We start from the raw sequence: 12,868 nt of genomic DNA, 5'->3' as shown, positions 1-12,868 counted from the left end.
AGGGAAGGCGGTATCGGTGGCGGCAAGGCCGGACGAAGCGTCGGGCCGGGCCGATGCATCGGTGCTGAGCGCTTGCGTGTTCATAATCAAGCGCTTTTTCAGGCTGCGCGACAGGATGCGCCGCCAGCCTTGCGCCAGGGCTGGCCAACAGCTCCGGCTTAGCAAATTCCGGAGAAAGCCGAAATGCGAAAAGATGGGTTTGGCGGGCGGCAGAATGACGGCCGGGGCGCCGCAGCAGCGGGCCCGCACCCCGTCCGGCGTCGAAGCCGTCCGGGATGCCATTTAGGTGGGCCGCGCCCCGATACAAGATGGACGGCTGACGCGGTCCCCGTTTTCAGGCGGTCACCACGCTGGCGGTCTGGCCGTAGAGGATTTTCTTGGCTTCCTCGGCGGAAACCTGTTCGCCCCGGAACTGTTCGGCCTGGGCATAGGCCCGGATGGTGGCCGGCCGTTCGCGGATGGTGTGGAACCAGCGCTTGAGATTCGGGAAGTCGTCGAGGTTCTGCTGCTGGCGCTTATGCGAGACGGTCCAGGGATAGCAGGCCATGTCGGCGATGGAATAGTCGCCGGCGATGAAGTCGCGATCCGCCAGGCGCTTGTTCAGCACGCCGTAAAGCCGATTGGTTTCATTGACATAACGGGTAGAGGCGTAGGGGATGCGCTCGGGCGGGTTTTCGCCGAAATGATGGTTCTGGCCCGCCATGGGGCCCAGGCCGCCGACCTGCCAGAACAGCCATACCAGCGTCTCGACGCGCGTTCTGAGATCGGGCGAGATGAAGCGGCCGGTCTTCTCCGCCAGGTAGAGCAGGATGGCACCGGACTCGAACAGCGAGATCGGCGCCCCGCCATCGGCGGGCGCATGGTCGATGATGGCCGGGATGCGGTTGTTCGGCGAGATTGCCAGGAACTCCGGCTTGAACTGATCGCCCTTGTTGATGTTCACCGGCACGATGCTGTATGGCAGCCCCGCCTCTTCGAGGAACATCGTGATTTTATGCCCGTTGGGCGTCGTCCAATAATGCAGCTCGATCATGATAAGCCTCTCCGTCGGGATCTAGGGGCCGTTTCCAAAAGCGCGAGCGCGGGACGCACGGTCGCCTCCAGCAGCGCCCGCTCTGGACGCGCTCGCGCAAGCACGCCAAGGCCCAGCAACAGGCCGACGAACAGGCGCGACGCGTCCTCGATATCGAGATCGCCAGGGATGAGGCTCGCCGCGCGTGCGGCGGTCAGATTTCGCACGAAGAATTCTTGAATCTCGCCGAGATAGCCGGAGACGAGCGCACTCAGTTCGGCGTCGCGCGGATCGGCTTCCATGGCGGTGTTGACGATCATGCAGCCGCGCGCCTCGGGGCCCGCCAGCGCATCGGAGATGGTTTCGGCGAAGAAGGCGGCGATGGCGCCCGGCGCCGGGTGTGCGCGCTCGAGCGCCGCGAGCTTGGCGCGTACGGCGGCGTCGGCATAGCGCGCCAGCGCCTTGACGAACAGCGCCCGCTTGCAGCCATAGGCGTTGTAAAGGCTCGGCCCGGCGATGCCCATCTCATCCGCCAGATCGCGGATCGAGGCCGATTTCAAGCCGTTGCGCGAAAAGCAATCGATGGCGGCGTCGAGCACCTTGTCTTCATCGAAGGATTTTGGCCGCGCCATCATCTCATCTCGCCCGATGGGGAGGAATGAGAGCGAGAATAACCCGGTTTTTGAGCGAGCGCTATAGAACTGATGTTTGCCAAGTCCGGCTGGCGACGGGCCAAGCGACCGCAAGTTCGCCCCAATTGCGGCGCTACAAACCGCCGAAAATAGGACGCGCCAAGCAAGGGGGATGACAATGACGCTCAATAATGCCGCACTCGACGAAGCGCAGCGCACGCCGGAAAAATTCAGCATCCTTGAAAGTATCGGCGGACCGCAATTCATCGTGGCCCAGCTTTTCACCATCGCCGCGACGGTTTTGGGCGTCTATCTCGCCGGCTATGTCGGGTTCCAGCGCACCCTGGAATATGACCGTTACGTCAAGGCGCAGCAGCAATCCGACCTGCTCACCGCCGTCTATGCGGAGCTGAAGGATAATGTCGCGCGGGTGAATGAATTCGCCGGCAGGATCGATCCGTCGGGGGCGGAGAGCGTCGGGGAGTGGCCGCGCCTGCGCCTGTTCGTCTGGAACGCCGCCGGCCAGACCACCTCGGCCTTCGACATCCCGCCGGTCGCGCTTTCCGGTATGCAGGCGCTCTATGACGAGGTCGGCGAAACGCTGGGCAACCCTCGCGCCCGCGAGTGGTTCAAGACCTCGAGCAATTTCTTCAGCTCGGACCGGATGCGCATGAAGGAGACGTTACTCCGCAACGTCAGGAACGCGGAGACGCTGCTCTTGCCGGCGCTGCAACAAGCGGCGGCGGCCTCCGGGGACCTGATCACGAAATATCGCCAGGTTGCGCCTTAGGCGGGCCGGTGCAAAGGGCCGCGCCCGAATACGTCCCGGTCTTGCCATGTCGTGTTCTCCCGTCTTCCCGGGCGGCCGTCAGGCCGAACCGGGACCCATTGGCAGAACCGCTGGCACCATGCTCGCGGAGAGGCGAGTAGGCCCCGGCTCTGACGGCCGGGGCGACGGCGTTAGGATTGCGACGTCTGGGGAAGGCCCGGATGGCCGTTGGACGAAACGGGCTCCGGACGGGTACCGCGCGCGGATCTTTGCGGCACCGGCTCAGGAAACTCTTCCGTAAATCCTTGATTTTGTTGGTACCGCTGCCCTGGCTTGAACAGGGGACCTCTAGATCCACAATCTAGCGCTCTAACCAACTGAGCTACAGCGGCATCCGGCGACGGGGTCGCTTGGCGGGAAGTTATGCCAGACCGCGTTGGCTTGCAAGAGGAAGACGATGCCGATCCGCGCTTAACCGACCGAGGCGATCACATTGTCGAGCGTGGCCTCCAGCATGGCGAAGCGCTGGTCGACTTCACGCAGGTCGCAGGCGAGGAAAATCAGCCGCTCGGTGATCTGCTCCGACAGATGATGGGCGATCGAGGGGTCGTCCTCCATCACCTCGAACAGCTCGTCGCGCGAGATCGCCAGAGCCCGGACGCGGCTCTCGGCGACGACATCGAGCGTATATTCGGTCTCGACCAGCATGGCCATTTCGCCGATCAGCGTGCCCGCTTCCAAAGGCTCCGCCTCGAGCCGCGAGCCCTCTCGCGGCTTCGTGACCGCGCGTCCGCTCAGGATGAGATAGGCGGTCTGCCCCTGCGTGCCGCTGGACAAGATCGTCGCATTGGCTTCGAAGAAGGATTTTTTCGACTTGGTCGCGATTGCCGTGAGCTGCTCAACAGCAAGCCCGTGAAAGAGCGGCACGCTGCCGAGGAGTTCGGCGTTCTTGTCGAGCGCCATGATGAACCTGCCAATATTGCATTGAAACGCAATACACCTCTGTTCCCAGGTTGAAAGATTGGACTGAGTCGCAAAACACAGGCAATGCGAATGTGCCGCGCAAGATCAAGCGCGAATTACAATCTTTCGAAGGCAGGGCAAAAAAGACGCAGCTCTAGGGGACGAGCTTATAGCCGCCGGTTTCGGTGACGAGCAGCTCGGCGTTGGAGGGGTCCTTCTCGATCTTCTGGCGCAGCCGGTAGATGTGGGTCTCCAGCGTATGCGTCGTCACGCCGGCATTATAGCCCCAGACCTCGTGCAGCAGCACCTCGCGCGAGACGACCTTTTCGCCGGCCCGGTAGAGGAATTTCAGGATCGAGGTCTCCTTCTCGGTCAGCCGCACCTTGCCGCCGGTCTCGTCCAGCAGCATCTTCGCCGCCGGCTTGAAGCTATAGGGGCCGATGGCGAAAACGGCGTCCTCGCTCTGCTCGTGCTGGCGGAGCTGGGCGCGGATGCGGGCCAGCAGCACGGCGAATTTGAACGGCTTCGTCACATAGTCGTTGGCGCCCGATTCGAGGCCGAGGATGGTGTCGGAATCGCTGTCCTGCGCCGTCAGCATCACGACCGGACCCTTGAATCCGTTCTTGCGCAGGATCTTGCAGGCCTCGCGGCCGTCCATGTCCGGCAGGCCGACATCCATCAGGATGAGATCGACGCTTTCGGATTTCGCCTTGGCGATGCCTTCGCTGGCCGTCGCCGCCGAGGTGGTCTCGAACTCCTCATGCAGCGCGATCTGATCGGTCAGCGACTCCCGAAGGTCCTCATCATCGTCAATGACAAGAATCTTTCGCGCTGTGCTCATTCCAGGCTCTCCGATCCAATCGATATTAGCATATATAGACAGCCGCCTATGATGGAAGGATTACAGCGGCGTCCGGAGGTCCTCCGGACGCTCACATGCAAAGAATAGACCATGCCGCTCATTGTTGTCAGGGGATTATCGCGGGCGGGCACGCAAGGCAAGCTCCATCTCGGCGCTGTACACGTCCCGTGCGCCCTGGGGCGCGGCGGCCGGGGCGCCAAATCCGGCGAGGGCGACGGGGTGACGCCGCGCGGGCGCTGGTCGATCCGGCATGTGTTCTACCGGCCCGACCGGGTGGCCAGGCCCAACACCGCCCTGCCGGTTTCTCCGCTGACGCCGGACATGGGATGGTGCGACGCGCCGGGCGACGCCAATTACAATCGGCTGGTGCGGCTGCCTTATCCCGCCAGCCACGAGCGGATGTGGCGCGAGGATAGGCTGTACGATCTCGTCGTGGTGCTGGGGTTCAATGATTCGCCGCGCGCGCAGGGGCGAGGCAGCGCGATCTTCCTGCATCTGGCGCACGACGACTATCGGCCGACGGAAGGGTGTATCGCAGTCTCGCGGGAGGCTATGGTCAGGGTGTTGGAGATGGTACGGCCGGGAGATGGCGTCCTCGTCGTGTGATTGATTCGATGCGCGGGGTGCCTCTCGGCTAGTCGCTGTGCCACGGAGTAAGGCAGCTTCCCCAAATCCCGTCGCCCCAGCCGTCAGAGCCTGGGCCCACCCGCATCACCGCTTGCCGCAGTGCTTGCTGATAGGAGATTGGATCCCGGCTCGCCGCTTCGCGGCGGGATGAAGACGGAGGGGATGCACCGCAACCGCCCTATTGCAAACTGGTCCCCGAGCCGTCCTCGGGCGTCGCCAGCTCCATTTGCGCCAGCGCCATCAGCACCTCGGAGCGCTCCTTCAGATCGACCGCCTCGAGCAGCGCCTGCTTCTCCTCAGGCCCATACGGGCTGATCATCGAAAGCGTGTTGACCAGCAACTCCGCCGGCGAGCGCTCGATGCTCTGCCAGTCGGCGCTGAGCTGGCGGGCGGTGAGATAGGTCTTCAGCACCTGCAACAGACGCGGCCAGTCGACCGCATCCTGGCCATGGCCGCGCACGAAGTCGGTCTCATAGGGCGCATAGCTCACCCGGCAGACGCGGAACGCCTTTTGCGACGGCTTCTCGTCGACGATGGCGAAGCGGGCGATGCCGGTCAGCGTAATCAGCACGCGCCCGTCGTCGGTCTCGCTATAGGCTGTCAGCCGCCCGGCGCAGCCCGTCTGGCGCAAGGGCGTGCTCTTGCCGATCGGCGATTCCTGATCGTCGGTCGAGCTCTTCGGCTGGACGATGCCGATGATGCGCTCGCCCGCCAACGCCTCATCGACCATTTCCAGATAGCGCGGCTCAAAGATGTTCAGCGGCAGGGTCGAGCGGGGCAGCAGGATGCAGCCCTGCAACGGAAAGACAGGGACGAGATCCGGCAGATCGCTTGGTTTTCGGTAACGATCGGTCACGCCCAAGACCCATGTCCTATGCGAAAAGCAGCGAAGACAGGCGCTGGCGGCCACGCACCGACATCGGGTCGCCATAGCCCCAGGCGTCGAAGAACTCCACGAGCTGCTTACGCGCCGCCTGGTCGTTCCAGGCCCGGTCGCGGCGGATGATCTCCAGGAGCTGGTCGAGCGCGCCTTCCCGGTCGCCATTGGCGTTGAGCGCCAAGGCAAGGTCGAACCGCGGCTGCATATTGGCCGGGTCGGTCTCGATGTCGCGCTTCAGCTTGCTGACATCGACATTGGCGCTGGCGGCGCCCTTGCGGGCCAGCTCCAGTGCCGCGCGGGCGCTGGCGATCGGCGCCGCATTGTCCTTGGATGGCGGCGTCAGGGCGAGCGTCTGCTCGGCGCGCGGCAGGTCGCCGGCGGCGATATAGGCGCGGGCAAGCCCGGCGATGGCGTCGATATTGCCGCTATCCTGCTGCAGCGCGGCGGCAAAGCCGGTGGCCGCGGCATTGATGTCGCCAGCATCCAGCGCCTCCTGCGCCGCCTCCAGCGCATCGCCCGCGAAGGCGCCCTTGCCGGCGACGCGCTCGATGAAGCTGCGGATCTGGCTCTCGGGCAGCGCGCCCATGAACCCGTCGACGGGCTGGCCATTCTTGAAGGCGAACACCGCCGGGATCGACTGCACGCCGAGTTGCCCCGCGATCTCGGGATAATCGTCGATATTCATCTTCACCAGCTTGACGCTGCCATTCGCCGCCTTGACGGTCTTTTCCAGCAGCGGCGTCAATTGCTTGCACGGCCCGCACCAAGGCGCCCAGAAATCGACCAGCACCGGGACCGTCCGCGAGGCCTCGATGACATCCTTCATGAAGGCCTGGGTGGTGGTTTCCTTGATAAGATCGTTCGCCGCAGCCGGACCGGCCTGATCCGAACTGCCGAAGAGATTGAGTGCCATGTGCGTTGCCTGGTGACTGGGGTAATGCGACGTTCGTCGGATGTGTCGCCTAAAATGGCGGTTGGCAGGCGCTTTGCCAAGAGATTTGCGGCTCGGGACGATTGCGGGCGGCCCCCGAGGATCAATGCAGTGCTAGGATCTTGGGCTCGCGGCCGCAAGCTTTTAGAAAACTTATCAAGCTCTCGCGGGAGATCCCTGTGGTTGCGGTATTGACCAGCGGATGAAGATTGATGCGGTCATAACGCATCAGCTCTTGATCGAGCACCACGGAAACCCGCCTGCTTGTGTCGTTGATGATCGCAAAAGTCGAGACCGACCCCGGCATGATGCCGAGCAGTTCCCCCATCAGCTCGGCATTGGCGAAGCTGAGCCGGCCGGAGCCGAGCTTGGCCGGCAGCGTCTTAAGGTCGACCGGCGTCTCATGCAGCGCGGTGACGAGGAAGAGATTGCCCTTCTTGCATTTCAGAAACAGGTTTTTCGTGTGCGCGCCGGGAATTTCGCCGAGCAGCGCGCTCGATTCCCCAACGGTGAACACGGCCGGGTGGTCGATGGTCTCGGCCTCGATGCCGAGATCGGCCAGATGCGCCAAAAGCTGCTCCCGCGTCCATGCCATCGCTCGTCACTCGCACTTTATTCATTGTGTGCGGCAGACTAAGCGAAACCGTTGCCCGCCCGCAAGCCGCCCCGAGCTTTTGCACGCCCGCCATGTGATTTTGCGAAAAGCCCCACAAGACCGCTTGAAATGCGTCCGGCTTTGCGCCATAAAACGCATCTCGCAGCCGCTAGCCGGCACAGGAGCGCGGGCGTAGCTCAGGGGTAGAGCACAACCTTGCCAAGGTTGGGGTCGTGAGTTCGAATCTCATCGCCCGCTCCAATTTCTTCCGACAAATCACACTTTCGACCAGCCAACGGCCCTTGGCCCGGTGATGTGAGCCGCTTATCCGGCCGCCTCGATCAGCAAAGCGATCACCTTGTCGTCCAACGCGCTTGCGACGCGAAGCGCCTCGGGACTGTCATAGCCGCTCAGCGCGCTGGCGACCCTCTCATAGGCCAGGTGAACACTGCCGTCCTGCTCGTGGACCAGGATCGTCACCGGGGCGTAGGAGCCGGCGGCGGGGAGGTGGCGCGCCATCTGGATCATGATCAGCGGGTTGCCGGCAAGAATGCGGAGCATCCGGTAGGGCCGCGCCCTCGGGTCGAGACGCAGCGCGTCGCCCTGGTCGAGGCGCAGAAACTCCATGAGCCCGGCGGGGCCGACGGAATCGCGGATCAGATCCTGAAGCTCCTCGAAGGTGGAGGCCCGGGCCATGGCATGGCTGAGCGCGGCCATATCAGGGCGGCTAATATGCTTGGCCAAGCCGGCGAGAACCTCATCGAAACTGCGATCGGATCGAATTTGTACGCGTTCGACCTGCAATGTAACGGTTTGCATGCTGTCCAAGTCTCCTGATTAGCCCCCGCCAGGGAGCTTAGTTCAGGCAGCCTAACACCGCCCAAAAGCGCAAATCTTGCCGAAATTTGCGATAGTTTCTTCAGCTTTAAACGACATCAGACTGTACAATTTTTGGCAGAAATGGTTGGTCTCACGGCAGGACTAGGTTAGAATTTGCTCAGATGAGAAACGCCTCATATGAGCAGCGACCGGGCTGAGATTGGGCAAACATGATCGGCATGACATTTTCGAGTCAACGCGCCGCCGCTTCATGAGGACAGGCGAAAGCTCTGCAGACACATCTTTAGTGTGCTGCGGTCATTTGCCTGAAAACTGATTATGATCTGTCTCTGCTGCGCTGCGGACTAACTCGCGCCGGATTCCATTGAATTCGGCCGTGCCGCTCCCTAGCTCCAGGCATTGGTCCGATGCCCTGGGCTCAACGGTGCCCGGCAGGGTGCGCGCCAACCGGTGCAATCAGCCGCAGGGAGCGCGCCACGTGTTTCGGAAGTAGGTGCTCATGCGTCATCAGCCTCTATTCCTTAGCGGGATCCCCGTTCTCGTCGTCGAGGACGATGTGCTGCAAGCCCTCGATCTGTCCGCCTCTCTGGCCGAAGCCGGCGCCTTGCCGGTCGGCCCCGCCGCCACCGTCGGCGATGCGCTCCAATTCATGAATGCCGTGGAATGCCGCGCCGTGGTGCTCGATCTGCGCCTGCGCGGCGAGGACGGTACCTGGCTCGCCTGGGAGCTTTACCGGCGGCGCGTGCCATTCGTGGTCCATACCGGCTATATGGAAACCCGCTTCCTGCCCGCCCATTGGCCGGGCTGCCAAGTGATGTTCAAGCCGGCCAGCATGGACAAGCTGACGAAGACGCTGGCCTATCTAATACGCTGGAAGCGGATGGCGGCGCGCGGCCGGACCGATCGCCCGCCGGTTCCGGCACCCGCGGCGGACAGCCTGCAGCTCGTTCGCGCGGCTCGCGTCAACTGAATTTGGCCTCACGCGGCCTTGGCGACATCCAGCCGGTTCAGCAGCAGCACGAACACAGCCGCCTCCTCGGCGGTCAGGCCGTCGAGCTGGCTGCGCAGCTTCGCCCTGATCTGGCGCTTGAGATGATCGAGCAGGCTCCCCTCCAGATAAGAGTTCAAAATCTCCGGATGGATATAGGCCGAGCGGCAGACGGCGGGCGTATTGCCGAGCTCGCTGGCGACGCGCTTGACCGCCGCCGTGATGTTGCGCCGCGCGGCGGCCTGGCTGTCGATCTTTTCGAATTCGCTGAGCGCCCAGGCGGCCAGCACCGTACCGGCCCAGGTGCGGAAATCCTTGGCGGTGAAATCATCGCCTGAAATTTCGCGCAGATAGGCGTTCACATCGGCGGACTCGACCGTGTGCCGCTCCCCCGCCTCGTCGACATATTGGAACAGCTCCTGCCCCGGCAGCTCCTGCAGCGTCTTGACGATGCGCGCCGCGCGCCGGTCGGTGAGCTTGACGACATGGCGCTTGCCGCTCTTGCCGGTGAAGTCGAATTGCAGCGAGGCGCCGTTCACGGCGACATGCCGGTTGCGCATCGTCGTCAGCCCGTAGCTCTTGTTCTGCTCGGCATAGGTGCGGTTGCCGACGCGGATGAGCGTCGTCTCGAGCAACCGGACGATGGTCGCCAGCACCGTGCGCAAAGCCGCGGGCGGCCCGGCAATATCCTTGGCGACGGCCTTGCGCATGGCGGGAAGAGCGCGGGCGAAAGCGAGCGTCTTGGTGAATTTCTGCTGGCCGCGCGTCTGCTGCCATTCCGGGTGGTAGCGATATTGCTTGCGGCCGCGCGCGTCGCGGGCCGTCGCCTGGATGTGCCCGCGCGGATTGGGGCAAATCCAGACCTCGGTCCAGGCCGGAGGGATGACCAGCGCCCTGATCCGCTTGAGGATTCTGGCATCGGTGATGCGCGCGCCCTGCGCGTCGTAATAGCAGAAGCCGCCACCGGCGCGCCGCCTGCTATAGCCGGGCCGGTCGTCGCTGACATAGCGCAGCCCCGCCTCCTCGGCGGACGCGACATTGGGATTATCGATGAGGGCGATGCTCATGGCGGATTGAAAACCATCGCGGCGCGCTTCGGTTCCAGCCGGAGCCATGCTTGCCTCGCAGGGCGTGCAGATCCCGCTTTCGTGGTGATGACAGAACTTCCAATCCCCTCGGCCTTCCATCGCTACCGCCGGAGCACCACCGAGCCGTCGTTGCAGTCGACGATCAGATTGCGGCTGTCCATGCAGAGCTCGAATTTCGGCTTCGGCTCGCGTTTCCTGGCCTGGGCGCGGGCCGGGGGGCCGTCATTGTCGTCATCATCGTCGTCGCGGGGCCGGGCGCGGCGTTTGGCGGCGGGCGCGGGCGCATCGTCCCGCTCCCTGGCGACGCAGACGCCGTCGCGCTCGAAGGCGCCGGCGCGGCATTGCAGCGGGCAGACCCGCCCGGTCTCGCGCGTCAGGGCGGCGAGCGTCGCCTCGCTGGGCTCGAGGGGCTGGACCGAACCGCCCCGCGCCCGGGCGAAGGCCGCGAGCGCCGCCTTGGACGCCTCGCCCCACGCGCCGTCGACCGCGCCGGCATAGCAGCCGACGCGCTTCAATTGCGCCTGAAGCTTCTCGCCGAGATCCCCCGCTGCCGCAGGTGCCAGGGCCGCCGTCTTCCTCTCCAGCTCCGCGATCCTCAGCGCGGCGAGGCCCGAAAAGGTGCCGCGCGGAAAACGGTCGAGATAGGTCTTCAAGGTCTGGGCGTCGCTGCTGTCCTTGACGGCGGTCCACAGCTCCAGCTCGAGCCGGGGATCGCCCGCCATAGCCGGCGCCTCCTCCGGCGCGGGAGGGGGCGGCTCGCCATCCGGCGGCACGAAATAGAAGCGCTGCGACAGGGCCGAATGCTCCCACGGGATCTGCTTGCGGTAGGTCGTGCGCATCACGTCGTTGCGGACATTGATGAGGATGCTCGACAGGTCCTCGCCCTTGGCGTCGATGAATTTCAGCAGCGCCTCGGTGAAAGGCGAATGCGCGCCCTCCCCGTCCATCGCCACGCTGCCGGGCTGGGTCGAATAGGCGATCAGCGTGCCCGCGCCCGATTCGGACGGCGCGAGGCCGGTGCCGATGCGGACGGAGCGCGTCCCCATCGCCTTGGCGAGGTTGCGCGACAAGGGATTGTTGCGGCAGGCATCCATGACGAGAATGTTGGTCTCGGTCAGCCGCTCCATGATGGCCTGGATCTGGTCGAGCCGGATCATCTCGAATTCGAGCGCCGCCGGGCTTTTCAGTTCGGCATCGACAGGGATGAGGAAATTGCGGTCGTTGATCTGCAGACCGTGGCCCGCATAGTAGAACAGCGCGGCCTCGGAGGTCTCCAGCGCCACCGCATAGGCCTTCACCATCTCGTCCATCTGCGACTTGCTGAGATCGAGCCCCTCGAAGACCTGGAAGCCAAGACGGCGCAGCCGCGCCGCCACCTCGGCCGCGTCGTTCCTGGGATTTCTGAGCGGCTCGGTATGCTGGTAGGCGGAATTGCCGATGACCAGCGCGGTCCGGGTCCTTGCGGCCTCGGCAGGGCCGGCGAAAACGAGGATAAGAAATACGAAAATCAACCGGACCAGGGGCTGCGACCCAGCCATGGCACAACTCCGTTAAAAAATTTGCCGTAAAATAGCATAAAATTCTGAATGACGGATACAGGCCCGGGCTCGGCCATGCCGGTCCGCCCCGCTTTGCGTCCCCTGCCCGCACGCGCTACACTCGCGACATGAAGCTCTTCTACGCCGACCGGTACGAGATCCCGCTGCCGGACAATCACCGCTTTCCGCGCAGCAAGAACCGATTGGCGCGCGAGGCCATGCTGCGCGACGGGCTGATCGGGCACGACGAGCTTGAGCTTTCGCCGCTCGCCGAACGCGGCGATATCATCCGCGTCCACACCCCAGCCTATGTCGACGCCGTGCTCGAAGGCACCCTGCCGCGCGATGCCATGCGCAGGATCGGCATGCCGTGGAGCCCGCATCTGGTTTTGCGCTCGCGGGCGACGCTCGGCGGCGCGGTCGCGGCGATGCGGGAGGCGATGCGCGAAGGCTTTTCCGGCCAGCTCGCCGGCGGCACCCATCACGCGCATGCCGATTTCGGCTCCGGCTTCTGCGTCTTCAACGATTTCGCCCTCGCCGCCACAACGGCCCTTGCCGAGGGACTTGCCTCGCGCGTCGCCATCGTCGATCTTGACGTGCATCAGGGCGACGGCAACGCCGCGATCTTTGCCGATGACCCGTCGGTCTTCGTCTTCAGCCTGCATGCCGAGAAGAATTTTCCCTTCCGCAAAGCCGCCTCCGACCTCGACATCGGCCTGCCCGACGCCACCGAGGACAGGGCTTATCTCGACGCGCTGCATGATGGCCTCGACGCCGTCCTCGGCTTCCGCCCGGACCTGGTGCTCTACCAGTCCGGCGTGGATCCGCTGGTGCATGACAAGCTTGGCCGGCTGTCGCTGACCTATGAGGGCCTCGCAGCGCGCGACCGGCTGGTGTTCGAGACCTTCTCGGCGCGGGGCATTCCGGTCAGCATCGGCGTCGGCGGGGGCTATTGCGATCCGATCGAGCAAACCGTCGCCGCCATCCTCAACACCGTCGCGGCGGCCAGGGCCGTTTACCGTCTCTAAAGGAAGTGTTGGTTGCCGCCGCGAGACAGAGGCTAGCCTATGGACCGGTGCTCAGTCTTTCGAGGTAACAGCGTTTCCTTATCAGCCGTCAGGACAGTTGCGCCGATTGCATCAT

At 64.2% G+C, this 12,868-nt stretch carries 14 protein-coding genes and 2 tRNA genes; 5 read left to right on the top strand and 11 right to left on the bottom strand.

Going from position 1 to position 12,868, the window contains the following annotated elements; all coding sequences use genetic code 11:
* Positions 1-334: 334 nt before the first annotated feature.
* Positions 335-1,033 carry a glutathione binding-like protein gene (locus BLEFHOIH_RS11860; RefSeq protein WP_088345641.1) on the bottom strand — a complete coding sequence of 233 codons (699 nt, stop codon included), beginning with the start codon at positions 1,031-1,033 and terminating at the stop codon, positions 335-337.
* The gene (locus tag BLEFHOIH_RS11855) at positions 1,030-1,647 is read right to left on the bottom strand and encodes a TetR/AcrR family transcriptional regulator (RefSeq protein WP_245296978.1); all 618 of its coding nucleotides are present in this window, start codon (positions 1,645-1,647) and stop codon (positions 1,030-1,032) included. The genes BLEFHOIH_RS11860 and BLEFHOIH_RS11855 overlap by 4 nt, the downstream gene beginning before the upstream one ends.
* Positions 1,648-1,822: 175 nt before the next feature.
* Between BLEFHOIH_RS11855 and BLEFHOIH_RS11850 the strand changes: the two genes are divergently transcribed.
* Positions 1,823-2,434: a hypothetical protein gene (locus tag BLEFHOIH_RS11850; RefSeq protein WP_088345639.1), complete on the top strand. Its 612-nt coding sequence runs from the start codon at positions 1,823-1,825 to the stop codon at positions 2,432-2,434.
* A gap of 294 nt (positions 2,435-2,728) precedes the next feature.
* Here BLEFHOIH_RS11850 and BLEFHOIH_RS11845 read toward each other — a convergent pair.
* From BLEFHOIH_RS11845 to BLEFHOIH_RS11835, 3 genes are all read right to left on the bottom strand, one after another.
* A tRNA-His gene (locus tag BLEFHOIH_RS11845) sits at positions 2,729-2,805 on the bottom strand.
* Between the two features lie 79 nt (positions 2,806-2,884).
* Complete coding sequence (locus BLEFHOIH_RS11840) at positions 2,885-3,376, bottom strand: cyclic nucleotide-binding domain-containing protein (protein ID WP_088345637.1); 492 nt, start codon at positions 3,374-3,376, stop codon at positions 2,885-2,887.
* Between the two features lie 154 nt (positions 3,377-3,530).
* Complete coding sequence (locus BLEFHOIH_RS11835) at positions 3,531-4,217, bottom strand: response regulator transcription factor (RefSeq protein ID WP_088345635.1); 687 nt, start codon at positions 4,215-4,217, stop codon at positions 3,531-3,533.
* Positions 4,218-4,328: 111 nt separating this feature from the next.
* Here BLEFHOIH_RS11835 and BLEFHOIH_RS11830 point away from each other — a divergent pair, with 111 nt between their 5' ends.
* Positions 4,329-4,844, top strand: coding sequence for a L,D-transpeptidase family protein (locus tag BLEFHOIH_RS11830; RefSeq protein ID WP_088345633.1), 516 nt, complete (start codon positions 4,329-4,331; stop codon positions 4,842-4,844).
* A gap of 199 nt (positions 4,845-5,043) precedes the next feature.
* Here the strand turns inward: BLEFHOIH_RS11830 and BLEFHOIH_RS11825 are convergent, their stop codons facing one another.
* The 3 genes from BLEFHOIH_RS11825 to BLEFHOIH_RS11815 form a co-directional block, all read right to left on the bottom strand.
* On the bottom strand, positions 5,044-5,721 hold the full coding sequence (locus BLEFHOIH_RS11825) for an LON peptidase substrate-binding domain-containing protein (protein WP_348626050.1): 678 nt from the start codon (positions 5,719-5,721) through the stop codon (positions 5,044-5,046).
* Between the two features lie 16 nt (positions 5,722-5,737).
* Entirely contained in the window at positions 5,738-6,658 is a 921-nt protein-coding gene (trxA, locus tag BLEFHOIH_RS11820) for a thioredoxin (RefSeq protein ID WP_088345629.1), read from the bottom strand.
* A gap of 121 nt (positions 6,659-6,779) precedes the next feature.
* On the bottom strand, positions 6,780-7,271 hold the full coding sequence (locus tag BLEFHOIH_RS11815; protein ID WP_088345627.1) for a prolyl-tRNA synthetase associated domain-containing protein: 492 nt from the start codon (positions 7,269-7,271) through the stop codon (positions 6,780-6,782).
* Between the two features lie 186 nt (positions 7,272-7,457).
* Between BLEFHOIH_RS11815 and BLEFHOIH_RS11810 the strand changes: the two genes are divergently transcribed.
* Positions 7,458-7,532 (top strand) — tRNA-Gly (locus BLEFHOIH_RS11810).
* Between the two features lie 63 nt (positions 7,533-7,595).
* Here the strand turns inward: BLEFHOIH_RS11810 and BLEFHOIH_RS11805 are convergent.
* Entirely contained in the window at positions 7,596-8,015 is a 420-nt protein-coding gene (locus tag BLEFHOIH_RS11805; RefSeq protein WP_170937117.1) for a DUF302 domain-containing protein, read from the bottom strand.
* 595 nt (positions 8,016-8,610) lie between these two features.
* On the opposite strand from BLEFHOIH_RS11805, the gene BLEFHOIH_RS11800 reads away from it, so the two are divergent.
* The gene (locus BLEFHOIH_RS11800) at positions 8,611-9,081 is read left to right on the top strand and encodes a response regulator (RefSeq protein ID WP_088345623.1); all 471 of its coding nucleotides are present in this window, start codon (positions 8,611-8,613) and stop codon (positions 9,079-9,081) included.
* A gap of 8 nt (positions 9,082-9,089) precedes the next feature.
* Here the strand turns inward: BLEFHOIH_RS11800 and BLEFHOIH_RS11795 are convergent, their stop codons facing one another.
* Both BLEFHOIH_RS11795 and BLEFHOIH_RS11790 read right to left on the bottom strand, forming a co-directional pair.
* Positions 9,090-10,214 carry a DNA topoisomerase IB gene (locus tag BLEFHOIH_RS11795; protein ID WP_348626049.1) on the bottom strand — a complete coding sequence of 375 codons (1,125 nt, stop codon included), beginning with the start codon at positions 10,212-10,214 and terminating at the stop codon, positions 9,090-9,092.
* Positions 10,215-10,288: 74 nt separating this feature from the next.
* Positions 10,289-11,725: a caspase domain-containing protein gene (locus BLEFHOIH_RS11790; protein ID WP_088345619.1), complete on the bottom strand. Its 1,437-nt coding sequence runs from the start codon at positions 11,723-11,725 to the stop codon at positions 10,289-10,291.
* A 128-nt stretch (positions 11,726-11,853) separates the two neighbouring features.
* Here BLEFHOIH_RS11790 and BLEFHOIH_RS11785 point away from each other — a divergent pair, with 128 nt between their 5' ends.
* Positions 11,854-12,753 carry a histone deacetylase gene (locus BLEFHOIH_RS11785; RefSeq protein ID WP_088345617.1) on the top strand — a complete coding sequence of 300 codons (900 nt, stop codon included), beginning with the start codon at positions 11,854-11,856 and terminating at the stop codon, positions 12,751-12,753.
* Positions 12,754-12,868: the final 115 nt, after the last annotated feature.

Origin of the sequence: Rhodomicrobium sp. R_RK_3 (genome assembly GCF_002198715.1) — a bacterium.
Taxonomy (GTDB): Bacteria; Pseudomonadota; Alphaproteobacteria; order Rhizobiales; family Rhodomicrobiaceae; genus R-RK-3.
Note: the sequence above shows the minus strand (reverse complement) of the source record. Positions and strands in the feature narration are given on the sequence as shown.

What these genes read in the sequence shown, in the direction of transcription:
- BLEFHOIH_RS11815 (WP_088345627.1), bottom strand. Translation starts at nt 7,271, where the DNA reads ATGGCATGGACGCGGGAGCAGCTTTTGGCGCATCTGGCCGATCTCGGC.
- BLEFHOIH_RS11790 (WP_088345619.1), bottom strand. Translation starts at nt 11,725, where the DNA reads ATGGCTGGGTCGCAGCCCCTGGTCCGGTTGATTTTCGTATTTCTTATC.
- BLEFHOIH_RS11850 (WP_088345639.1), top strand. Translation starts at nt 1,823, where the DNA reads ATGACGCTCAATAATGCCGCACTCGACGAAGCGCAGCGCACGCCGGAA.
- BLEFHOIH_RS11855 (WP_245296978.1), bottom strand. Translation starts at nt 1,647, where the DNA reads ATGATGGCGCGGCCAAAATCCTTCGATGAAGACAAGGTGCTCGACGCC.
- BLEFHOIH_RS11795 (WP_348626049.1), bottom strand. Translation starts at nt 10,214, where the DNA reads ATGGCTCCGGCTGGAACCGAAGCGCGCCGCGATGGTTTTCAATCCGCC.
- BLEFHOIH_RS11830 (WP_088345633.1), top strand. Translation starts at nt 4,329, where the DNA reads ATGCCGCTCATTGTTGTCAGGGGATTATCGCGGGCGGGCACGCAAGGC.
- BLEFHOIH_RS11785 (WP_088345617.1), top strand. Translation starts at nt 11,854, where the DNA reads ATGAAGCTCTTCTACGCCGACCGGTACGAGATCCCGCTGCCGGACAAT.
- BLEFHOIH_RS11835 (WP_088345635.1), bottom strand. Translation starts at nt 4,217, where the DNA reads ATGAGCACAGCGCGAAAGATTCTTGTCATTGACGATGATGAGGACCTT.
- BLEFHOIH_RS11860 (WP_088345641.1), bottom strand. Translation starts at nt 1,033, where the DNA reads ATGATCGAGCTGCATTATTGGACGACGCCCAACGGGCATAAAATCACG.
- trxA (WP_088345629.1), bottom strand. Translation starts at nt 6,658, where the DNA reads ATGGCACTCAATCTCTTCGGCAGTTCGGATCAGGCCGGTCCGGCTGCG.
- BLEFHOIH_RS11800 (WP_088345623.1), top strand. Translation starts at nt 8,611, where the DNA reads ATGCGTCATCAGCCTCTATTCCTTAGCGGGATCCCCGTTCTCGTCGTC.
- BLEFHOIH_RS11840 (WP_088345637.1), bottom strand. Translation starts at nt 3,376, where the DNA reads ATGGCGCTCGACAAGAACGCCGAACTCCTCGGCAGCGTGCCGCTCTTT.